This is a genomic window from Streptomyces griseiscabiei (assembly GCF_020010925.1).
Classification (GTDB): domain Bacteria; phylum Actinomycetota; class Actinomycetes; order Streptomycetales; family Streptomycetaceae; genus Streptomyces; species Streptomyces griseiscabiei.
On the sequence record NZ_JAGJBZ010000001.1, the window covers coordinates 1,419,962 to 1,440,747 of the forward strand.

The window sequence follows — 20,786 nt, forward strand, 5'->3', positions numbered from 1 at the left end:
TCAGTGCACCGACGCCACGATCACCACGCACAGTCCGGCCATGGCGACGGTGATCAGCGTCATGGCGATCATGGTGCCCCTCAGCCAGCGCCCGAGACGGACGCGGTGCTGTGCGTGCGCCGCGGCGACGCTGTCGGTGATGTGGTCCGTCACCATCCGGGCCACATAGGTCTGTTCGTCGAGGTACCAGCGCTCGATGTCGTTCCTCTGCTCCGGTGTCAGACCGGGTTCCCGGGCGACGAAGGCCGCCACCCGCTGCTGGGCCGCGTGCAGATGACCCTCCCGGTAGAGCAGTGCCTCGATGTCGGTCAGGCCGCGCGCGGCCTCTTCACTCGCGTCCATGGCGGGCTCCTGAGACGGGGGCGGTGCGCGGACCGGCGCTCGTGACGAAGGCGTCCCGCGGGTGCTGGACGGAGGCGAGGGAGACGAGGTCCCGGCCGAACAGGGCCGCGGTGAGCCAGACGGTGAGCACCCGGATCTTGCGCTCCCAGGTGGGCACGGCCAGGACGTGGTAGCCGCGGTGCATCAGCCAGGCCGGGAAGCCCTTGACGACCAGGTTCCGGTACTGGAAGATGCCGCGCCCCAGCCCGAGTGTCGCGACCACCCCCAGGCTGCCGTGGCGGTAGTCGCGGAGCTCGCGCCCGCGCAGCCCGGCGACGATGTTCTTGGCGAGGCGCCTGCCCTGGCGTACGGCGTGCTGGGCGTTCGGCACCGTCCGTGCCCCGGGGATCGGCAGCGCCAGGTCGGGGACGGCCGCGTCGTCCCCGGCCGCCCAGGCGTCGGCCACCGGCTCGCTCGCGGTGCCCACACGGAGGTCGGGCCGGACCACCAGCAGGCCCCGCTCGTCCACCGGGAGGTCCGTGTGGTTGTGCACGACCGGGTTGGAGGCGTTGCCGGCGGTCCAGACGATCAGTTCGGAGTCGAACTCCTCTCCGGTGGAGAGCACGACGTGTCCGTCCACGGCGGAGACGAGCTGGGTGCCGAGGTGCACCCGCGCGCCCCGGCGTTCCAGGGAGCGGACCACCCACGCCCCCGGTCCGTCGCCCACCTCGGGCAGGATGCGGTCCCGGGCCTCGACCAGATGGAACGACAGGTCCTGCGGGCCGAGTTCGGGGTAGTACCTGAGCATCGCGGTCGCCAGCGACAGCAGTTCACCGAAGCCCTCGACCCCGGAGAACCCGCCGCCGACGAAGGTGACGGTGAGCAGCTTCCGCCGGGCGGCGCCGGGCGGCAGGGACGCCGCCTGGTCGAACGCGGTCAGCAGCCGGTCGCGGATGGCGACGGCCTCCTCCACGTGCTTCAGACCGATGGCCCGCTCCGCGACCCCGGGGACGGAGAAGGTGCGGGTCACGGCGCCGGCGGTGACGACGAGGATGTCGTAGCGCAGTTCGTGGTCGTCTCCGTCCGCCGGGCGGACCGTGACCGTCCGGTCCCGGTGCCGGATCTCCGTCACGCTTCCCGCGACCAGCCGGGTCCTTCGCAGATGACGGCGCAGCGACACGGCGGCGTGGCGGGCCTCGACCGAACCGGCCGTGACCTCCGGCAGGAAGGGCTGGTACGTCATGTACGGGCGCGGGTCGACGACCGTCACCCTGGCCTCGTCCGGCCGCAGCGACTTCTCCAGGCCCCACGCGGTGTAGAAGCCCGCGTAGCCACCGCCGACGATCAGGATCTCGCGCATGATTCCCTCTGCTTCTCGTCCCGTTCAGCTGGACAGGTCGGTGTGTGACGGTGTGACAACGGTGTTTCTGTCTCGCTCCTAAGACCGTTCCGGCGGCGCGGATGTGACATGTGGTCGGCAGCGGGGCCGGACGTGGCGATGTTGTCGTGGTCTTGTCAGATCTCTTGTAAAGGTCCGGACCAATTGCTATTCCCTTCTGTTAGGAAAGTTTCCTACCAGTTAGCGAGGAGTCCCCCATGAGACCGGCACGATCCGTTCCGCTCGTCGCCGTGCTGCTCCTTCTCGGCCTCGTCCTGATCCCGGGCACCGCACAGGCCGGACCCACGGCCCCCGCGGCGGTCACCCCCGTCGCCGCCAACGGCCAGCTCAAGGTCTGCGGCACCAAGCTCTGCAACCAGCAAGGAAAAACGATCCAGCTCCGTGGGATGAGCACCCACGGCCTCCAGTGGTACAGCCAGTGCGTCACGGGCGGCTCGCTCAACGCCCTGGCCACCGACTGGAAGGCCGACGTCCTGCGCGTCTCCATGTACATCCAGGAAGGGGGCTACGAGACCGATCCGCGCCGCTTCACCGACCTGGTGCACTCCGCCATCGAGCAGGCCACGGCGCGCGGCATGTACGCCATCGTCGACTGGCACATGCTCGACCCCGGCGACCCGCACCAGAACCTCGCCCGCGCCAAGACCTTCTTCTCCGAGATCGCCCAGCGCCACCGCGACAAGAACAACCTGCTGTACGAGATCGCCAACGAGCCCAGCGGGGTGAGCTGGTCCCGTATCAAGAGCTACGCCGAGCAGCTCATCCCCGTCATCCGGGCCAAGGACCCCGACACTCCGATCCTGGTCGGCACCCGCGCCTGGTCCTCGCTCGGTGTGTCGGAGGGCGCGAACGAGTCCGAGGTGGTCAACAACCCGGTGAACGCGGCGAACATCATGTACACCTTCCACTTCTACGCCTCCTCGCACCGGGACGAGTACCTGCGGACCCTCTCCCGCGCGGCCGACCGCATCCCCGTCTTCGTCACCGAGTTCGGCACCCAGAACTACGCGGGTGAGGGCGCGAACGACTTCGCCATGTCGCAGCGCTATCTCGATCTGCTCGCCGCCAAGAAGATCAGCTGGGTCAACTGGAACTTCTCCGACGACGAACGCAGCGGCGCCGTCTTCAAGCAGGGGACCTGCGACGGCAACGGCCCCTGGACCGGTACCTCCTCCCTCAAGCCCGCGGGTGTCTGGATCCGCGACCGCATCCGCACACCGGACGACTTCTGACCGGTGACGATCCATGTGACGGGAATCGGCCCCCGGTGCGCCGGGGGCCGATTCCCGTTCGTGCCGAGGCGGGCGCGGGTCGCGGACGCGGGGCACTTCGCGGCGATGCGCCCCTCCCCACGCGATGGTCCGCACGGCCATGGAATCGTCACGAAGGCCCTCCCCTGGGCGGTATTCACGGCCGGGGGCGCTCCTCGCGGCCCGATTGCTTGGTGAACTCACTTCAAGTGCTATCCACTGAAGGGGTTCCATGCCAGTCACAGCAAGCATGGACGCGCTGGAATCAGCATGATACAAGTTCAGTTCATGGACGAGATGCGCACCGGGGCCGGGGCGGGTCGCCCGTCCCCGGCGGACGTGATGGTGGTCGGCCGTGAGGTCCGGCCGGTCGCCTATCCGCGCGGGGAGGTCCGGGCGTCGGACTTCCGTGTGGTCGAGGCCGGGGTGCGCCGGCCCCGGCCGGGCGAGGTGCTGGTCCGGAACACCTGGACATCCGTGGACGCCGCCCTGCGGCTACGGCTGCGGGAGCGGGCACCGGAGGGGTACTTCCCGGCCTTCCCCCTAGGCGAGCCGATGGACGGGATCATGACCGTCGGGGAGGTGGTCGAGTCCCGCGCCGAAGGATTCGCCCCGGGCGACACCGTCTCGCACGCCTCCGGCTGGCGCGACTACGCGGTCGTCGAGGCGGGGAGCCGGGCGCTCGGCGGTGTCGGCACGCTCACCCGGCTCGATGTGCGCGGCACACCGCCGCAGGCCCATCTCGGCGTCCTCGGCGCCACCGGGCTCACCGCCTACGCCGGGCTCTTCCGCGTCGCGGAGCTGCGAGGCGGCGACGTGGTGTGGGTCTCCGCCGCGGCCGGCGCCGTGGGCAGCCTCGTCGCCCAGCTGGCGAAGCTCCACGGGCATCGCGTCATCGGCAGCGCGGGCTCCGCCGAGAAGGTGCGGTACCTCCGGGAGGACCTCGGCCTGGACGCGGCGTTCGACCACCGGGACGGCCCGCTGCCGAGTCTGCTGCGCGAGGCGGCACCGGACGGCATCGACGTGTACTTCGACAACGTCGGCGGCGACCATCTCGAAGCCGCCCTCGGGGCGCTGCGGAAGTCCGGGCGCGTCGCGATCTGCGGCATGATCTCGCAGTACGCGGCGCGGGGGCCCTCGCACGGCCCGGACAACCTGATGCTCACGGTGACCAAGAACCTGACGCTCCGCGGCTTCCGCGGCAGCGAACACGCCTCCCTGCTGCCCGAGGTCAGATCCCGGCTCGGCGGCTGGGTCCGGGAGGGCCGGCTCCGGTACCGGGAGACGGTCGTGGACGGGCTGGCGCAGGCACCCGCGGCTCTGGCGGCGCTGCTCCGGGGCGACAACACCGGCAAGACGCTTGTGCGGATCGACGGTGTCGCGCATGGTGAGAGCCCCGGCGGCTGACCACACTCGCCGCAACCGCACCATCACTGAACTGAAATGAGTTCAATCAAGAGCACCGGTCACTGTATGACCAGGGCTCCCACCCCAACGAACCCCACCTCCCCCCATGCGTGCGCAATCTATTGCCTAACCTAGTTCAGTTTGGTAATTTCCCTGAAATCTTGGAGCCGGTTTCAGGCAAGGGAGCCGAGAATGAGACCAGATCCGCGACGGCGTGGCGCTTTGCTCGTCCTGCTATCGATCACCGCCCTGCTGGCCACCGCGTGCGGCGGCGGCAGCGACACCAACGCCGAGTCCAAGGTCGTGCCCGCGTCGGCGAGCATGGACGAACTGGTCGCCGCGGCGAAGAAGGAAGGCCAGGTCACCGTCTACTCGGCGCAGGACCTGACCTCGCTCAACAACCTCGCGAAGGCGTTCGAGGCCAAGTACCCGGGGATCGACGTCAAGACCGTGCGGGGCGTCGACGGCGACCTCGGGGTGAAGGTCGAGACGGAGTTCAACTCCGGCAAGGGCATCGCCGACATGTATGTCAGTGCCAGCCTGTCCTGGGTGAAACCGCAGGCCGAGGCCGGACGGTTCCTCGCTCCCGTCGGCCCCGAGCTGACCGGCAAGGGCGCCTACGACACCAAGAGTTACGTCCACAAGGGCAATTACTTCGAGACCAACTCCGCCGTCCTCACCTTCGGCTGGAACACCAAGCTCCATCCCGAGGGACTCACCGACTACACCGGCCTGCTGGACCCGTCGCTGGCGGGCGGCAAGATCGGTGTCGTCGAGCCGAGCGCACCCTCGCTCGTCGACTTCTATCTGTGGCTGGAGGAGACGTACGGCGCCGACTTCGTGAAGAAGCTGGCCGCCCAGAAACCGCGTATCTACCCCAGCTCCCTCCCGATGGGCGAGGCGCTGCAGTCCGGCGAGATCGCCGCCGGCAGCTTCGTCGCGCCGATCGCGCTCGATCCCGCCAAGGCGAAGGGCGCTCCGGTCGACTACCGCATGCCGCCCGAGGGCGCGTGGGGCGCCCGCTACTACGGCATGGTGCTGAGCACCGCCCCGCACCCCAACGCCGGTCAGCTCTTCGCCAACTTCATGGTCACCGCCAAGGGACAGGAGCTGATCACCCCGTCGGCCGGCTCGGTCCTGCCCGACGTCCCCGGCACCGTGATCACCAACGACAAGGTGCGCATCCAGGACCCGGCGAAGCTCACGCCGGACGCCGTGGCCGCGTACCAGAAGAAGTGGAAGTCCCTGTTCCAGTAGGGGCGGTGGACCGCGTCCGCCAGGACGTGTGCGGAGCAGTGTGGGCACCCGCGCCGGCGGGTGCCCACTCACCCGATCTTTGGACGTGAGGAGTCCCCCGTGTCCCATGTGCGCATCGAGGGTCTGACGAAGAGGTTCGCCGGCAAGCCACCGGCGGTGGCGGTCGACGATCTGTCGCTGGAGATCGAACCGGGCGAGTTCGTCGTCCTGCTCGGTCCGAGCGGCTGTGGGAAGACCACGACCCTGCGCTGTCTGGCCGGACTGGAGACACCCGACGAGGGCCGGATCTCGCTGGGCGACCGGTCGGTGCTGGACGTACACGGGAAGGTGAACCTCCCTCCGAACAAACGCCGGATCGGGATGGTGTTCCAGTCGTACGCGCTGTGGCCGCACATGACGGTGCGCCGCAACATCGGCTATCCGCTCAGGACCCGGCGGGTGCCCCGTGACCAGGCGCGTGAACGGATCGAGGAGGCGGCCGGACTCGTCGACTGCGCCGCCCTCCTCGACCGCTATCCGGCCCAGCTCAGCGGCGGCCAGCAGCAGCGGGTGGCGCTGGCCCGCGGCCTGGCCGCCCGGCCCGACCTGGTGCTCTTCGACGAGCCCCTGAGCAACCTCGACGCCCGGCTGCGCGACCAGGTCCGCGCCCAGCTGCACGAGCTGCACGCACGGCTGGGGTTCACCGCCGTGTTCGTCACCCACGACCAGAGCGAGGCCCTGGCGCTCGGCGACCGGCTCGCGATCATGAAGGCGGGCCGGATCGAGCAACTCGACACCCCGCAGCGGGTGTTCGAGGAGCCGGCCACCGAGTACGTCGCCGGGTTCATCGGCATGTCCGACCGGCTGTCGCTCCGGCGCTCCGGCGAGGGCTGGACGGTGGTGGGCCCGCCGGACACCGACGGCCGGGCGGGCACGGCAGACGCGGCGGGTACGGCGGCCGGGGACGTGGTCGGCGAACTGCCCGTGCCCCGCTCGCACGACGAGGTCTCCGTTCGGCTGCGCCCCGACGACCTGCTGCTCCGTCCGGTCGAGGAGAAACCGCCGGGCCACGGCGTCGGCCTCGCCGCGGAGGTCGTCGACGCGCAGTTCGGCGGGCGCCACATGGACGTGGTCGTCACCGTCGCGGGCAACCGGCTGCACGCGCGGGCGCCGCTGACCGGCGCACCGTGGGCCCGTGGTCTGTCACGCGGTCAGCGGGTCACCGCGTGGTTCGCCAGGGACGCGGCGATCTACTACGACGCCGACGGGGTGCGCACGCCCGCGCACGCCCCCGCCGCCCCGGTGGGGGCGTGACGTCATGGCCGCACCCGCCGTCTCCGCTCCCGCCCCCACGGCCGCGCCGCCGCCCCCTGTTCCGTCACGGGCGACGGCGTTGAGCCGGGCCCGGCGCCATCTGCCGCGGCTCGGCGCGCTCGTGTTCCTGGCCGCCATCGGCTATCTGGTGATCGCCCCGCTGGTGGGCCTGCAACGGCTGGCCTTCGAGAACGACGCCCGGGGCTACCGGGCCGCCTTCGACGCCCCGGACATCGGGGAGACACTGCGCAGGACGGCCGGGCTGGCTCTGGGCTCGCTGGCCATCGCTCTCGTCCTCGGCACGTTCCTGGCCTGGGCCGCCACCCGGCTGCCCCCTCGGCTGCGGCTGCTGCGCGTGCTGCCCATCCTGCCCATCGTCGTCCCGGCCGTGGCCGCGGTGACCGGCTGGGCGTTCCTGTTCTCGCCCCGCCCGGGCTACCTCAACGCGGCCCTGCGCACCCTGCCCTGGTGGAACCACCTCGACGAGGGGCCCGTCGACATCTACACCCTGCCGTGGATCGTGATCATCACCGGCTTCGGGCTGACCGCCTTCGTCTACCTGTTCGTCAGCGCGGGCTTCGGCAACATCAACGCGGAACTGATCGAGGCGGCCCAGGTCAGCGGATCGTCGGCCGCCGGGGTGTTCTTCCGGGTGACGCTGCCGCTGCTGCGCCCGGTGCTGGTGTACGGCGGCTTCGTGGCGCTGCTCCTCGGGCTCGGCCAGTTCACGGGGCCGCTGCTGCTCGGCCGGAACAACGGCATCGACGTCCTCACCACCGACATGTACGCCGCCGTGTCGCAGAGCCCCGTCGACTACGGCCGGGCGGCCGCGATCGGTTCACCGCTGCTGCTGTTCGGTATCGCCGTCGTCTTCTTCCAGAAGGTGATCCTCGGCGACCACAGCCGCTTCGTCACCCACGGCGGCAAGGCGTTCCGCTCCGGTGGCAGGCCGTCCTGGGTCGCGGTGACCGGCATCCTCCTCTACGCCCTGGTGGCCCTCGCCCTGCCGCTGGGCGCGCTCCTGGTGGTGTCGCTCTCGTCCTTCTGGAGCGGGAAGATCGAGCCGAGCGGATTCACCCTGGACAACTTCCGGCGGGTGTTCCAGGAGTCGGGGATCACCGACGCGATCGTCAACAGCCTCACCACCTCGGTCGTCTCCGTCGCCATCGCGCTCCCCCTCGGTTTCGTCGCGGCCTCCCTGCTTCTCAAAGGACGCCGGTTCCCTGTCGTCCGGGCCGCCGTCGACTTCATCGTGGCCATGCCCCTGGGTATCCCCGCGGTCGTGTTCGGCGCCGGATTCCTGCTGACGTACAGCCGCGAGCCCTTCATCCTGTACGGCACCCGGACGGTGATCGTCCTCGTCTACGTCACGCTGATGCTGCCCTTCGCCACCCGGATGCAATTGTCCGGGATGGTGGCGCTCGGCGACACCTATGTCGAGGCGTCACGGACCAGCGGGGCGGGCGCCCTGCGGACCACCACCGAGGTCACGCTGCCGCTGCTGCGCCCCACGCTCGCCGGCGCGGGGGCGCTGATGTTCGTGCTGCTCACCCATGAGTTCACCGCCTCGCTGCTGGTGCGGGCGCCGACGACCCAGGTCATGGGCACCATCCTGTTCGACTACTGGACCAACGGCTCCTATCCGCTGGTCGCGGCCATCGCCCTCGTCATGACGCTGGTGACGTCGGCGGGTGTCTTCGTGGCCATGTCGGTCGCGGGCTCCGACATCTTCGAGAAGCTGTGACCGGGGGCGGGGACATGGGCGTGGGCGCGCTGGACGGCAGGGTGGTGCTGGTGACGGGCGCCGGTCAGGGGATCGGCCGGGCGATCGCCGTGGAGATGGCCCGCCGGGGCGCGGCGGCGGTCGCGGTCGCCGACCGGGACGGCGGGACCGCGGCCGGGACCGCCGCACTCGTCCGCGCCGCCGGCGCCGAGGCGGAGCCGATCGTCTGCGATCTGCGCGACCGCGAACGGATCGAGGCCATGGTGGACCGCGCGGCGGAGCGGTTCGGCGGGCTCGACGTCCTCGTCAACAACGCCGGGGTGATCGAGTCCGCGTACGTGGACCGGCCCGCCGACCGCGCGGTCGACACGCTCCCCGAGGACGTCTGGGACGCCGTGTACGAGGTCAATCTCAAGGCCGTCTGGCTGACCACGAAGTACGCCGCACCCCATCTGCGGCGCTCCACCCGTGGGCCCTCCGTCGTCAACACGGCCTCGGTGTCCGGGCTCACCGGTTTCCCCCTGGCCCCGGTCTACGGCACCACCAAGGCCGCCGTCATCCACCTCACCAAGGTCACCGCCGTCGATCTCGCACCCGTGCGCTGCAACTGCTTCTGCCCCGGCGTCATCGAGACCCCCCTGACCCGGGACTTCTTCGCGGCGGCGGACGACCGCGACGCCATGGAGCGCGAGCTGACCGCACCCCAGCTCGTACGCCGGCTCGGGCGCCCGGAGGAGGTCGCGGCGCTCGCCTGCTTCCTGGCCTCCGACGACGCGGCGTTCATCACCGGCGCCACCTATGTCGTCGACGGCGGCGCGCTGGCCTGGCGCGGGGTCGGGCCATGAACGTACGCAATCGGAGAGGGGCCGTATGGCCATCGAGTTCGACATCGAGCCGGACGTCGCGGAGCTCGCGCGGCGAACCACCGCGTTCGTCCGGGAGACCGTGCTGCCCGCCGAGGAGGAGTGCCGCGGTGATGTACACGCCGGTCCGGAGCCGCTGAGACGGGGGTTGCAGCAGGCGGCCCGTGCGGCGGGGGTGTTCGCCCCGCACGTACCGGCGCGATGGGGTGGGCTCGGGCTGGATCTGCGGGGCCAGGCGGTCGTGTTCGAGGCCGCCGGATACTCGCTGCTGGGCCCGCTCGCCCTCAACTGCGCCGCGCCCGACGAGGGCAACACGCACCTCCTCGACGCCGTGGCGACCGAGGAGCAGAAGGCCCGGTTCCTGGCGCCGCTGGCGGCCGGGGAGACCCGGTCGTGCTTCGCGATGACGGAGCCCTCCCCCGGCGCCGGCTCCGACCCCCGGGCGCTGGCGACGACGGCGGTACGGGTCCCGGGCGGCTGGCGGCTCGACGGCCGCAAGTGGTTCATCAGCGGGGCGGACGGGGCCGCGTTCACGATCTGCATGGCGCGCACGGGCGGTGAACCGGGCGACCCGGGCGGCGCGACCATGTTCCTGATCGACGCCGGCAACCCGGGCATGAAGGTGGTCAGGAACATCGGCACCCTCGACCGGGCCCTGTTCGGCGGCCACAGCGAACTCGCCCTCGACGGCTGCGAGGTGCCCGACGACGCGGTCCTCGGCGAGGTCCACCGGGGCTTCGCGTACGCGCAGGTGCGGCTCGGTCCCGCGCGGCTGACCCACTGCATGCGCTGGCTCGGGGTGGCCCGCCGGGCGCAGGACATCGCCCTCGACCGGGCCGCCCGGCGCCGGGCCTTCGGGGGACGGCTGGCCGAACTCGGCATGGTGCAGCAGCAGTTGGCGGACTCGGAGATCGACATCGAGACGAGCCGGGCGGTGCTCTGGCGGGCCTGCTGGGAACTCGACCAGGGCCGGCCGGGCGCCCAGCTGACCTCGATCGCGAAGACCTTCGTGTCCGAGGCCGTGGGCCGGGTCGTGGACCGCGCCGTCCAGATCTGCGGGGCGCTCGGAATCTCGGAGGACGTCCCGCTCGCCGCGCTCTACCGGGAGGTCCGGCCGTTCCGTATCTACGACGGGCCGTCGGAGACCCATCGGTGGGCGATCGCCAAGCGCGCGGTCCGGGCGGCACGGGAGCGCGGGCACGGGGAGCAGGGGGAGTACGGGGAGCAGGGGCAGGAGGCGGCACTGACGCGCGGGGGCGGCGCGTGACGGCCCCCGGCGACGCCACCGTGACCGGGGTGGATCTGCCCGCGCTCCGGCGTTTCGTCGAGCGCGAGGTCCCCGGCTGCTCCGGTCCGCTGGACGTCCGCCCGCTGTTCGGCGGACGCTCCAATCTCACCTACCTCGTGACGGACGGCACCCACCGCTGGGTGCTGCGCCGGCCGCCGCTCGGCACGCTCACCCCGACCGCGCACGACATGGACCGCGAGTACCGTGTCATGGCCGCGCTCGCCGGCACCGGCGTCCCCGTGCCGCGGACCGTGCTGTCCTGCGCCGACGCGTCGGTGATCGGTGCGCCCTTCACCCTCGTCTCGTTCGTCGGGGGCACGGTGGTGCGGGACGCCGGGCAGGCGGCCCGGCTGCCCGCCGAGGACGCGCGGCGGTGCTCCGAGGCGCTGGTCGACCAGCTGGCCGCCCTGCACACGCTCGATCCGTACGAGGTCGGGCTGGGCGGGTTCGGGCGCCCGGCCGGGTACGTCGAACGCCAGGTACGGCGCTGGCGCGGCCAGTGGGACCGGGTCGCCACCCGTGATCTGCCCGAACTGGACGCGCTGCACGCCACGTTGGTGCGCGGGCTGTCCCTGGTCCGGGACGACGGCGGCGAACCGGCGGTCCTGCACGGGGATTTCCGGCTCGACAACGTCATCCTCGACGCCGGTGACCCGGGACGCGTCGCCGCGATCGTCGACTGGGAGATGGCCGCGCTGGGCGATCCGCTCGCCGACCTCGGTCTGCTGCTCGTCTACTGGGACCCGGTGTGCGAGCCGGTGCTCGGCGGCGGACATGTCCCGGCCGCCAACCCGGGGTTCCTCTCCGCTCGGGAGCTGACCGAACGGTACGCGGAGCGCTCGGGCCGGGACATGTCCGCGCTGGCGTTCCACCGGGCCCTCGGCTACTTCAAGTTGGCGGTGATCGCGGAGGGCGTCCATGCCCGCCATCGCGCCGGGCGCACCGTCGGTCCGGGTTTCGACCGGGTCGGCTCGGCGGTGCCCGCGCTGCTGCGCTCCGGGCTGTCCGTGGATCTGCCGCCGGCCCGAACCATCCAGGACGAGAAGCGACAGGGGACGTGATGACGCGGCTTTCGGAGAAGGTGGCGCTGGTGACCGGGGCCACCGGAGGCATCGGCGAGGCGATCGTGCGCCGGCTGGCGGACGAGGGCGCGACCGTGGTGGTCACCGACCTCGACGGCGAGCGGTGCGGGAAACTCGCCGGGGAACTGCCCGGCGGCGCCCTGGGGTTGGCCCTGGACGTCACCGACGAGGCGGCATGGGAGCGGGTCGTCGCCGAGGTGACCGACCGGCTGGGCGGTCTGTCGGTACTGGTCAACAACGCGGGCATCGCGACGATGGCCACGGTGGAGTCCGAGACCCAGGAGGGCTGGGAGCGGGTGATCGGGGTGACGCAGACCGGTGTCTGGCTGGGGATGAAGCACGGCGGTCCGGCCATCGAGCGCTCCGGCGGCGGCTCCGTCGTCAACGTCGCCTCGATCTTCGGCACGGTCGGCGGTTTCGGCGCCCAGTTCTCGTACCACGCGGCGAAGGGCGCCGTACGGCTCATGACCAAGAACGCGGCGCTGCACTGGGGCACACGCGGGGTGCGGGTGAACTCGCTGCACCCGGGCTTCATCGAGACGCCCCTGTCGCGGGAGCTGTGGAAGGGGACCCCCCGGCTGACCGCGATGATCGAGGGCACCCCGCTCGGCCGGCTGGGCCGGACCGAGGAGGTGGCCGCCGCCGTGGCGTTCCTCGCCTCGGACGACGCGGGCTTCATGACGGGTTCGGAGCTGTACGTCGACGGGGGCTGGACGGCCCGCTGAGGTGGCCGCCCTCCCGCGTCACGCCGACGCGGGTGCCGGTTCCGAGGCGTGGGCGTCGTCACCGGTCCCCGGGTGGCGGCGTGTGTACCGGTGCACGCCGTCCACCGGGGCGAGGTCGACCCGGCCGCGGGCCACGAGCACATCGAGGTGGGCCGCCGTCTCGTTGACGGCCAGCATCCGGTTGAAGGGGTTCAGGTCCTCGAAGGGGACCTGCCGCCGGGTCCAGCCGAGTTCCCGTGCCACGGCGTGGGCGTCGAGGGACCGGGTGCCGAGGACCGCGAGCGTCTCCCCGAGGCGGTCGTCGTGGTGGGCGAGCAGTTCCTCGACCCGGCCGTGGACACTGTCGCCGACGGGCCCGTGCGCGGGCAGCAGCCGGGCGTCGGCGAGGGTCGTCATCAGCCGCAGCGAGGCGAGGTAGTCGCCGAGCGGCAGTCCGGGGCCGTCGCCCAGTTCGAAGCCGATGGACGGGGTGATGTGCGGCAGCACATGGTCCCCGGAGAACAGCAGCCCCCGCGCCTCGTCGAGGTAGACGACATGGCCCCGGGTGTGCCCGGGGGTCGGGACGACCCGCAGGGTGCGGTCCCCGAACCGCAGCTCCTCCGCCTGCAGCCAGCGGTCGGGCGCCTCCCACACGGCGGGGTCGAAGCCGCCGTGGTCCATCGCCTCGATCCGGTCGGCCAGTTCCGTGGCACCGGCCCGGCGCAGGGTCCGCAGCGATCCGACGGGCTGGTCGGTGCGCAGTTCGCCGAGGAGTTCCAGGCCGCGCCGCTCGCCGGAGCCGAGGTAGACCCGGGAGCCGAGCAGCCGGCGCAGTTCCACGGCCTGGGTGTAGTGGTCGCGGTGGATGTGGGTGACCAGGACGTGGGTGATCTCCGCGAGGTCGTGGCCGAGGCCGGCGAGGGCGTCCTCCAGCGCCTTGCGGGACTCGGGGATCGACCAGCCGCCGTCGATCAGCACCAGCCCGTCGTCCTCCTCCAGGACGTAGACGTTGACGGCCCGCAGTCCGTCGTCGGGCAGCGGGAGCGGTACGCGGTGCACTCCGGGCCGTACGGTCTCGGCCCCGCTCTGCGCCCACTGTCCACGGTCGAAACGGGTGGTCATACGTCTCCCAGTCGTCGCTGTGCGGGCTGCCCGCCGGACTCGGACAGCCGCTCGTACAGGTCGCGTACGAGGTCGCGGGCGCCCCCTCGGTCGAGCTTGCCCACCCGGGTCTGGGGCAGTTCGGGCACGGTGAACGCGAACTCCGGCCACTTCGCCTTGGACAGGCCGGTGCGTTCCAGATGGGTGGTGATCTCGTCGAGGGGGAGGTCGTCGGCGGTGTCCTCGGGGACGACGAGCACGGCGGGGCGTTCACCGAGGAGGGGGTCCGGGACCGGGGCGACGCAGACACGGGCCACCTTGGGGTGGCTGGCCACGGCGCGTTCGATCTCGGTGATGTCGAGGTTGCGGCCGCCCCGGATGATGACGTCCTTCTCCCGGCCCATGACGGTGACGGTGCCGTCGGCGGCGGTCATGAGCAGGTCCCCGGTGGGCAGGAAGCCGTCGGCGGTGAGGGCGGGCGGCTCCACGGCGCCGGCGCGGGCGTAGCCGAGGAAGAGGGAGGGGCCGCGCACCTGCGCGTGGCCGGTCGCGCCCGGTCCGAGGACCGTGCCGTCCGCGCCCACGGTCCTCAGTTCGGTCCCGGGGAAGGGGCGGCCGTCGCGGCCGAGTCTGATCTCCTCGGGGTCGTCGGGGCGCGGCGAGGTGTGGCCCAGGCATTCGGACATGCCGAAGACCCGCAGGATGCGGGTGCCGAGCGAGCGTTCGGCGCGGGCGAGCGCTCCCCGGTCCATCGGGCCGCCGCCGACCGTGATCGAGCGGACCCCTTCGAGGGCCCGGGAGCCCGCGGCCGCCGCGCCCATCTGCAGGGCCATGGTCGGGACGCACATGGTCCACCGGGCGCGGTGCTCGGCCATCCGTTCGACGGCGACGCCGGGGTCCCAGCGGCCGGTGAGCACCAGCGGTCCGGCGAGCATCAGGGACATGCAGACCCCGAAGCAGTACGCGGCGGTGGAGGAGAGCGGGACGACGGCGGCCACCGCGTCACCGGGGCGCAGTCCGTTGATCTCACCCGTGCGGGCGCAGGCGTAGCGCAGGGCGGCCTCGGACTGGACGACTCCCTTGGGGCGTCCGGTGGAGCCGGAGGTGAAGCCGATGACCGTACCGCCGTCCCAGCGGGCGACGTCCGAGTGGTCCCGGTCGCAGAGCACGGTCCAGCCGCCGAGCGCCTCCGCCTTTCCGCCGGTCGGCATGCCCGGTCCGTGCCACTCGCGCAGCGCGGCGGGCTCGGCGACGACGACGTCCGGCCGGATGTCGTCGAGGGCGGAGGCGAACTCGGCGGCCGTGGTGTGCCGGTTGACCACGGCGAGCACCCCGCCGGTCATGCCCGCGGCGAGGGTGGCGGCGACGGTGCGCCAGGAGTTGTCGGCCTGCACCAGGACCGTGCCGACGGCCGTGCCGTCCGGGGTCATCGCCTCCGCCAGGGTCACGGCGGCGTCGAGGAGGTCCCGCGCGGTGTGGTGGCCGTGATCGTCGATGACGGCGGTGAAGTCGCGTTCCTCCGCCAGTTGTTGGAACTCCCGCACGGTCTGTCGCATACGGCCCCTGCTCCTTTCGCTCGGCGGGGCGGTCAGCCCGCGTACATCTCGCGCTCGGTGCCCATGACGGCGATCCGGCGGCCTCGCATGTCGCCGACCTGGGCGACGGCGGCGGCCCACTCGGGGCTGTCCAGTGCCGTGCGCAGGTCCTCGGCGGTGTCGAAGCCGAGGACCGAGAGTCCGTCCCAGCCCTCGGAGCGCGGTTCCAGCGCGGCGTCGATCTCGGTGTGCCGCCAGGACCGCAGTCCGGGCAGCCGGCGGGTCAGTTCGGCGTGTTCGCCGCGCCACCAGTCGATGAACCGCTCATGGGTCCAGTCGGGCGGCCGTGCGGCCAGCAGGACGAGGTTGTACATGCCATCTCCCGGGTGCGGGCGGGCGGGTCAGGTGAAGTGCAGCGCGGGCGACCGTCCGATGAGCAGCCGGCGGACCCTGCCGGACGGGTCGAGCCGGGCCGAGGCCACGAAGGTGGCCTCGGGCACTCCGGAGCGCCGGACCTCGCCGAGGAAGAGTTCGTCGCGGCCCTGGGCACTGGCGGTCAGCAGGTGGTGGGTCCGGGTGCCCTGTTCGCGCTGGGCGAGGTACCCCTCCATCTCGGTCCGGCCGCCGTGGAAGTCGGTGGCGCCGTCGCCGCCGGTGGAGAAGAGGATGGAGAACGAGAAGTCGTCGGCGATCAGTTCGAGGATCCGGGACGCGTCCGGGCTGTCGAGGAGCGCGAACCACGCGCTCAGGAACGGCGCGGTCGCGGACGGTGGGGTCTGGGTCGCGGGCATCCGCTGTGCCTCCTGCTCAGGGCCGGTCGACGAGGTGGAAGGCGGGGGTGAAGAAGGACTGGTAGCGCGCCATCAGTCCGGCGGGCGAGACGACGGCGGCCGACAGGAACGCCCCGGTCGCGGTGCCGCCCTCGACCACGAAGCCGTAGACGGTCTCCAGGTCCCCGTCCACCGAGGACCGCACGATCTCGTGCACCCGGTCCGTGGCGTCGCGGCCGGCGATGTACGCGGCGAAGTCGGCCTTCGATTCACCGGCCCGCTCGCCGCCCGGCAGGGCGATCAGGAAGCGGAAGCCGGGTTCCAGCAACTCCAGGGCCTTCTCCGGGTCCTGACCGTCCATACGGGCCATGTACTCGCGAAGCACCATGGTCTGAGCCCCTTCGCCGCCGGGTCGTCCGGGGTTCCCCACCGGATTCAACCTGAGTTCAGTTCAGTTTGAGGATAGGACGGGTGCCCCGCCCACACAAGGGGCGGAGCACTCCCCTGTCGCCGCGCTACTCGCCGACCATCCGGACCACGCATCCCTCGATCAGGTCGCTGATCTCCGACAGCGGGATCGCCCCGGTCGGCCGGTACCACCGCCACACGCTGACGATCATCCCGAGCACGGCCAGTCCGAGCATATGGGCGTCACGCACCGGGAAGGCGCCCTTCGCCATGCCGCGCACCAGCAGGTTCGTCCAGTCCCGCTCGACCATCTGCACCAGCTGCCGGGCGGCGATCCGCTCGGTCTCCTCGCGCTTGGACTTCCGGGGCGTGGCGAGCAGCGACATGTTGGCCTGCAGCACCCGCATCTGCCGGATCTCCTGCTCGGACACCGCGAAGGCGGCGCGCACCCCGGCCCGCAGCGCCTCGACGGGGTCCTCCTCGTCGGCCGCCGCCTCGGTGAACATGTCGTGGGAACGCTGCAGTTCCAGCCGCATGATGGTGAGCAGGCAGTGGGCCTTGGACTCGAAGTAGTGGTAGAGCGCGGTCTGCCCGATGCCGACCCGGTCGGCCACGTCCGACCATTTCGTCGTCTCGTAGCCGGTCTCGCCGAAGTACTCCACCGCGGCCTCCAGAATGGCCGCCCGCTTGGACCTGGGCCCCTGGTCCGGATCCACGATCCGCGCCCTCGCCATCGGCTCTCCCTGCGCTCCATGACCGGCGCCGGTCGCCGATCGGATGTCTGAGGGTAGACCTACTTGAACTCGGTTACGAAGTCAGGTGACACGGGGGACACCGCGGTCCGGCCTCCGCCGGGCCAGGAAGGCCGCCACCCCCGCGCGTCCCTCGGCCGACACGGCGGCGTCGGCGAGCTGCCGGGCCTCCGCGTCCAGCTGGGCGCCGAGGCTCCCGGAGAGTCCCGCCGCGACGAGCCTGCGGGTGGCGCCGAACGCCCCGGTGGCGCCCCGGGCGAGCGCCGCCGCGGTCGCCTCCGCCTCCTCGGTCAGCCGGCCGGCGTCGACGACCCTGCTGACCAGCCCCATGTCCGCCGCCTCGGCCGCCGTGATCCGCCGGTTGGTCAGCAGCAGGTCCAGGGCCCGTTTCGGGCCGACGAGCCGGGGCAGCGACCAGCTGACCCCGGCGTCCGGGGTGTACCCGATGCCGGTGTAGGCGGCGACGAAGGTGGCGTCGGAGGCGGCGATCGTCAGGTCGGCCGCCGCCGCGAGTCCGAGCCCGGCGCCCGCCGCGGCCCCCCGCACGGCCGCCACCAGCGGCGCGTCCAGCGCCGCGAACACCCGCAGTGCGCCGTGCAGCGCGTCCGTGACCCGGCCGAGGTGCGCGGCGAGCCGGTCGCCGGGCAGTGCGGCGAACTCCCGCAGGTCGCCGCCGACACAGAAGGACCGCCCCTGTCCGGTGAGCAGCACCGCCCGTACGCCGTCGGAGCCGGCACAGGTACGCGCGGCCGTCAGCAGCCCCGTGGCCAGGGCCAGGTCGATCGCGTTGCCCGCCTCCGCGCGGCACAGCTCCACACGGGCCACGCCCGCCGGGTCGACGCGGACCGTGACGGCGTTCATCGGGCCGTCCATCCGCCGTCGACGGTGAGCACCTGGCCGGTGCAGTACGAGGAGGCGTCCGAGGCGAGGAAGAGCAGCGCCCCGTCGAGTTCGCCCGGGGCTCCGCCCCGGCCGAGCATGGTGCCCCGTTCGACCCAGCGCCGGGAGCGGTCGTCCGCGAACAGGCCGTCGGTCATCTCCGAGCGGAACCAGCCGGGGGCGAGCGCGTTCACGCGTATCCCGGCCGGTCCCCACTGTCCGGCGAGTTCACGGGTGAGCCCGATCAGGCCGGCCTTCGAGGCGGCGTAGGAGGCACCGCCCAGCGGGGCCCCTGCGACGAGGCCGAGGACGGAGGAGACGTTCACGACCGACCGCCCCTCGGCGTCCCCGGACTCCGCCATCAGCCGCGCCAGATGGAACGGCGCGACCAGGTTGACCGCGAGCACCGCCGCGAAGTCGGCGGCGCCCTCGTCCTCGGCCCGTACCGCGCCGGGCGCGCCCGCGTTGTTGACCAGCACGTCGATGCGTCCGGTGGCGCCGAGCACGGTCTCGGCGAGCCGTACGCGGTCCTCGTCGCGGGCGACGTCGCAGGCGACGGGGTGGATACGGGGGTCGGCGTCGGCGAGTTCCGTCAGCCGGTCCAGCCGCCGGGCCGCCGCGAAGACGGTGGCGCCCGCTCCGGCGAGCACGGCGGCGAACCGGGCGCCGAGCCCCGAGGAGGCGCCGGTGACCACGGCGGTCCGGCCGTGCAGCGAGAAGAGGCCGGCCGTCACGCGTCCACCCCGATGGGCAGTACCGTGGCGCCGCCGTCCAGGACCAGGGTCTGGCCGGTCATCCAGGAGGAGGCGTCGGACGCAAGGAACAGCGCCGCGTGCGCCACGTCCTCGACGGTGCCGAGTCGGCGCAGCGGGAGTTTCGCGGTGAGGACGGGCTCCCTCGGCTCCCAGACGGCCCTGGCCAGCTCGGTCTTGATCAGGCCGGGCGCGATCGCGTTCACCCGGGCCCTGGGGCCGAGTTCGTAGGCGAGCTGCCGCGTGAGATGGAGCATCGCCGCCTTGGTCGCGTTGTACCAGCCGATGTGCGGGTCGACGATCAGGCCGCCGACGGAGGCGATGTTGACCACCGCTCCCCCGTGCTCGGACATCCACGCCCGCCACGCGTACCGCGTCCAGGCGAGCATCCCGTACTGGTTGACCCGTACGGTCTTCTCCGCGCGCGGCGGATCCAGGTCGAGCAGGTCGCCCATGTACGGGTTGGTGGCGGCGTTGTTGACCAGGATGTCGAGGCGGCCGAAGCGGGTCATGGTCTCCTCGACGCACCGCTCGGCCTGGTCGGGCTCCCCGGCGTTGGCGACCACCTCGTGGACGTCGCCGACGCCCGCCGTCCGCAGCAGTTCCTCGCGGGCGGCTGCCAGCCCCTCCGGTTTGCGGGCCGCGATGACGACATGGGCGCCGGCCTCCCGGTAGGCGGTGGCGATGCCGAGGCCGATGCCGCGTGAGCCGCCGGTGATCACGGCGACCCTGCCGTGCAGGGCCCCGGGCGCGGGGGACGCGTGTCCGTTCACGCCTGCTCCTTCCGGTACTTGGCGAGTTCCCGACGGGCGACCGTGCGCAGATGGACCTCGTCCGGCCCGTCCGCGATGCGCAGTGCCCGGGTGATCGCGTACAGCCGGGCCAGCACGGTGTCGTCGCTGACACCGGCCGCGCCATGCGCCTGTACGGCCCGGTCCACCACCCGGTGCGCCACCTCCAGGGCGGCCACCTTGATCGCGGCGACCTCGGTGCGGGCGGCGGCGTTGCCCCGGGTGTCCATCAGCCAGGCCGACTTGAGGACCAGCAGCCGGAGCTGTTCGATCTCGATCCGGCTGCGGGCGATCCATTCGCGGACGACGCCCTGTTCGGCGAGGGCGCCGCCGAAGGCGGTCCGGGCGAGGGTGCGGCGGCACATCAGGTCCAGCGCCCGTTCGGCGAAGCCGACGGCGCGCATGGCGTAGTGCATCCGGCCGGGGCCGAGCCGCCCCTGCGCGAGCGCGAAACCCTCCCCCTCCCCGACCAGCAGGTTCCCGACGGGGACGCGGACCTCCTCGAAGAGCACGTCGCCGTGGCCGCAGCGGTCGGTGTAGCCGAACATCGGCAGGTCGCGCAGGACCGTGATGCCGGGGGTGTCGCGCGGGATCAGCAGCATGCTCTGCTGCCGGTAGGGCTCGGCGTCCGGGTCCGTCACGCCCATGAGGACGATCAACGCGCAGTCGGGGTCGAGGATGCCGGAGGTGTACCACTTGTGGCCGTCGACGACATAGGAGTCGCCGTCACGGGTGATGCGGGTACGGATGTTGCGCGCGTCGGAGCTGGCGACCTCGGGCTCGGTCATGGCGAAGCAGGACCGGATGCCGGCGGACAACAGGGGTCGCAGCCAGCGGTCCTGCTGCTCGGGGGTGCCGTAGAGGGCGAGCAGTTCCATGTTCCCGGTGTCGGGGGCGGAGCAGTTGAAGACCTCGGGGCCCATGACGGACCGGCCGGCCAGCTCGGCGAGCGGGGCGTACTCGAGGTTGGTCAGGCCGGCGCCCCAGTCGCCGTGTGCGAGGAACAGGTTCCACAGGCCCTCGGCGCGGGCCTTGTCCTGCAGCTCCCGCATGACGGCGGGCTGTCGGTGGGGTTCGCCCGACTCGGCGAGCTGCCGGTCGTGGACGGCTTCGGCCGGGAGGACGTACTCCTCCATGAACGCGCCCATGCGCGTCCGCAGTTCTCGCGCCCTCGGGGAGAGTTCGAAGTCCACGCGTGTGTCGCTCCTTCT

21 protein-coding genes are annotated in these 20,786 nt (G+C 72.2%); 9 read left to right on the forward strand and 12 right to left on the reverse strand.

Features of this window, described 5'->3' with window-relative positions; translation table 11 throughout:
• Together J8M51_RS06180 and J8M51_RS06185 are read right to left on the reverse strand one after the other, a co-directional pair.
• Entirely contained in the window at positions 1–342 is a 342-nt protein-coding gene (locus J8M51_RS06180; protein WP_086759751.1) for a hypothetical protein, read from the reverse strand.
• Entirely contained in the window at positions 329–1,681 is a 1,353-nt protein-coding gene (locus tag J8M51_RS06185) for an NAD(P)/FAD-dependent oxidoreductase (RefSeq protein WP_086759749.1), read from the reverse strand. The genes J8M51_RS06180 and J8M51_RS06185 overlap by 14 nt, the downstream gene beginning before the upstream one ends.
• A gap of 236 nt (positions 1,682–1,917) precedes the next feature.
• Here J8M51_RS06185 and J8M51_RS06190 point away from each other — a divergent pair, with 236 nt between their 5' ends.
• The 9 genes from J8M51_RS06190 to J8M51_RS06230 all read left to right on the forward strand — a co-directional run bounded on the left by J8M51_RS06190 (position 1,918) and on the right by J8M51_RS06230 (position 12,608).
• Entirely contained in the window at positions 1,918–2,952 is a 1,035-nt protein-coding gene (locus J8M51_RS06190) for a glycoside hydrolase family 5 protein (RefSeq protein ID WP_086759747.1), read from the forward strand.
• 315 nt (positions 2,953–3,267) lie between these two features.
• Positions 3,268–4,377 (forward strand): NADP-dependent oxidoreductase, encoded by a 1,110-nt coding sequence (locus J8M51_RS06195; RefSeq protein WP_398856286.1) that lies wholly within the window; start codon positions 3,268–3,270, stop codon positions 4,375–4,377.
• A gap of 222 nt (positions 4,378–4,599) precedes the next feature.
• On the forward strand, positions 4,600–5,634 hold the full coding sequence (locus tag J8M51_RS06200; RefSeq protein ID WP_267299023.1) for an ABC transporter substrate-binding protein: 1,035 nt from the start codon (positions 4,600–4,602) through the stop codon (positions 5,632–5,634).
• A 99-nt stretch (positions 5,635–5,733) separates the two neighbouring features.
• On the forward strand, positions 5,734–6,927 hold the full coding sequence (locus tag J8M51_RS06205) for an ABC transporter ATP-binding protein (protein WP_267299024.1): 1,194 nt from the start codon (positions 5,734–5,736) through the stop codon (positions 6,925–6,927).
• Positions 6,928–6,931: 4 nt separating this feature from the next.
• Positions 6,932–8,671, forward strand: coding sequence for an ABC transporter permease (locus J8M51_RS06210; RefSeq protein ID WP_267299025.1), 1,740 nt, complete (start codon positions 6,932–6,934; stop codon positions 8,669–8,671).
• Entirely contained in the window at positions 8,668–9,495 is an 828-nt protein-coding gene (locus J8M51_RS06215) for an SDR family NAD(P)-dependent oxidoreductase (RefSeq protein ID WP_256964865.1), read from the forward strand. The genes J8M51_RS06210 and J8M51_RS06215 overlap by 4 nt, the downstream gene beginning before the upstream one ends.
• Before the next feature lie 25 nt (positions 9,496–9,520).
• On the forward strand, positions 9,521–10,780 hold the full coding sequence (locus tag J8M51_RS06220; RefSeq protein ID WP_086756408.1) for an acyl-CoA dehydrogenase family protein: 1,260 nt from the start codon (positions 9,521–9,523) through the stop codon (positions 10,778–10,780).
• Positions 10,777–11,862, forward strand: coding sequence for a phosphotransferase family protein (locus J8M51_RS06225; RefSeq protein WP_256964862.1), 1,086 nt, complete (start codon positions 10,777–10,779; stop codon positions 11,860–11,862). Before J8M51_RS06220 ends, J8M51_RS06225 begins: the two co-directional genes overlap by 4 nt.
• Positions 11,859–12,608, forward strand: a complete 750-nt coding sequence (locus J8M51_RS06230; RefSeq protein ID WP_086756406.1) for an SDR family NAD(P)-dependent oxidoreductase — start codon at positions 11,859–11,861, stop codon at positions 12,606–12,608. Before J8M51_RS06225 ends, J8M51_RS06230 begins: the two co-directional genes overlap by 4 nt.
• A gap of 18 nt (positions 12,609–12,626) precedes the next feature.
• Here the strand turns inward: J8M51_RS06230 and J8M51_RS06235 are convergent, their stop codons facing one another.
• The 10 genes from J8M51_RS06235 to J8M51_RS06280 all read right to left on the reverse strand — a co-directional run bounded on the left by J8M51_RS06235 (position 12,627) and on the right by J8M51_RS06280 (position 20,768).
• Positions 12,627–13,709 carry an MBL fold metallo-hydrolase gene (locus J8M51_RS06235; RefSeq protein ID WP_086756404.1) on the reverse strand — a complete coding sequence of 361 codons (1,083 nt, stop codon included), beginning with the start codon at positions 13,707–13,709 and terminating at the stop codon, positions 12,627–12,629.
• The gene (locus J8M51_RS06240; RefSeq protein WP_086756403.1) at positions 13,706–15,244 is read right to left on the reverse strand and encodes a class I adenylate-forming enzyme family protein; all 1,539 of its coding nucleotides are present in this window, start codon (positions 15,242–15,244) and stop codon (positions 13,706–13,708) included. The genes J8M51_RS06235 and J8M51_RS06240 overlap by 4 nt, the downstream gene beginning before the upstream one ends.
• 32 nt (positions 15,245–15,276) lie before the next feature.
• A complete protein-coding gene (locus tag J8M51_RS06245; protein ID WP_086756401.1) occupies positions 15,277–15,597 on the reverse strand; it encodes an EthD family reductase in 321 nt (106 codons plus the stop codon).
• Between the two features lie 27 nt (positions 15,598–15,624).
• Entirely contained in the window at positions 15,625–16,014 is a 390-nt protein-coding gene (locus J8M51_RS06250; protein WP_086756399.1) for a nuclear transport factor 2 family protein, read from the reverse strand.
• Between the two features lie 16 nt (positions 16,015–16,030).
• Positions 16,031–16,381: a nuclear transport factor 2 family protein gene (locus J8M51_RS06255; protein WP_086756397.1), complete on the reverse strand. Its 351-nt coding sequence runs from the start codon at positions 16,379–16,381 to the stop codon at positions 16,031–16,033.
• Between the two features lie 127 nt (positions 16,382–16,508).
• On the reverse strand, positions 16,509–17,135 hold the full coding sequence (locus J8M51_RS06260) for a TetR/AcrR family transcriptional regulator (RefSeq protein ID WP_086756395.1): 627 nt from the start codon (positions 17,133–17,135) through the stop codon (positions 16,509–16,511).
• 81 nt (positions 17,136–17,216) lie between these two features.
• Positions 17,217–18,014: an enoyl-CoA hydratase/isomerase family protein gene (locus J8M51_RS06265; RefSeq protein ID WP_256964861.1), complete on the reverse strand. Its 798-nt coding sequence runs from the start codon at positions 18,012–18,014 to the stop codon at positions 17,217–17,219.
• Entirely contained in the window at positions 18,011–18,766 is a 756-nt protein-coding gene (locus J8M51_RS06270) for an SDR family NAD(P)-dependent oxidoreductase (protein WP_086756392.1), read from the reverse strand. Before J8M51_RS06270 ends, J8M51_RS06265 begins: the two co-directional genes overlap by 4 nt.
• Complete coding sequence (locus J8M51_RS06275) at positions 18,763–19,557, reverse strand: SDR family oxidoreductase (protein WP_086756389.1); 795 nt, start codon at positions 19,555–19,557, stop codon at positions 18,763–18,765. The genes J8M51_RS06270 and J8M51_RS06275 overlap by 4 nt, the downstream gene beginning before the upstream one ends.
• Positions 19,554–20,768, reverse strand: a complete 1,215-nt coding sequence (locus J8M51_RS06280; RefSeq protein WP_086756387.1) for an acyl-CoA dehydrogenase family protein — start codon at positions 20,766–20,768, stop codon at positions 19,554–19,556. The genes J8M51_RS06275 and J8M51_RS06280 overlap by 4 nt, the downstream gene beginning before the upstream one ends.
• Positions 20,769–20,786: the final 18 nt, after the last annotated feature.

Excerpts from the sequence above, each read along its gene's own strand:
- J8M51_RS06245 (WP_086756401.1), bottom strand. The coding sequence starts at position 15,597 with ATGTACAACCTCGTCCTGCTGGCCGCACGGCCGCCCGACTGGACCCAT.
- J8M51_RS06210 (WP_267299025.1), top strand. The coding sequence starts at position 6,932 with ATGGCCGCACCCGCCGTCTCCGCTCCCGCCCCCACGGCCGCGCCGCCG.
- J8M51_RS06185 (WP_086759749.1), bottom strand. The coding sequence starts at position 1,681 with ATGCGCGAGATCCTGATCGTCGGCGGTGGCTACGCGGGCTTCTACACC.
- J8M51_RS06265 (WP_256964861.1), bottom strand. The coding sequence starts at position 18,014 with ATGAACGCCGTCACGGTCCGCGTCGACCCGGCGGGCGTGGCCCGTGTG.
- J8M51_RS06240 (WP_086756403.1), bottom strand. The coding sequence starts at position 15,244 with ATGCGACAGACCGTGCGGGAGTTCCAACAACTGGCGGAGGAACGCGAC.
- J8M51_RS06235 (WP_086756404.1), bottom strand. The coding sequence starts at position 13,709 with ATGACCACCCGTTTCGACCGTGGACAGTGGGCGCAGAGCGGGGCCGAG.
- J8M51_RS06250 (WP_086756399.1), bottom strand. The coding sequence starts at position 16,014 with ATGCCCGCGACCCAGACCCCACCGTCCGCGACCGCGCCGTTCCTGAGC.
- J8M51_RS06180 (WP_086759751.1), bottom strand. The coding sequence starts at position 342 with ATGGACGCGAGTGAAGAGGCCGCGCGCGGCCTGACCGACATCGAGGCA.
- J8M51_RS06255 (WP_086756397.1), bottom strand. The coding sequence starts at position 16,381 with ATGGTGCTTCGCGAGTACATGGCCCGTATGGACGGTCAGGACCCGGAG.
- J8M51_RS06195 (WP_398856286.1), top strand. The coding sequence starts at position 3,268 with ATGCGCACCGGGGCCGGGGCGGGTCGCCCGTCCCCGGCGGACGTGATG.
- J8M51_RS06220 (WP_086756408.1), top strand. The coding sequence starts at position 9,521 with ATGGCCATCGAGTTCGACATCGAGCCGGACGTCGCGGAGCTCGCGCGG.
- J8M51_RS06190 (WP_086759747.1), top strand. The coding sequence starts at position 1,918 with ATGAGACCGGCACGATCCGTTCCGCTCGTCGCCGTGCTGCTCCTTCTC.
- J8M51_RS06260 (WP_086756395.1), bottom strand. The coding sequence starts at position 17,135 with ATGGCGAGGGCGCGGATCGTGGATCCGGACCAGGGGCCCAGGTCCAAG.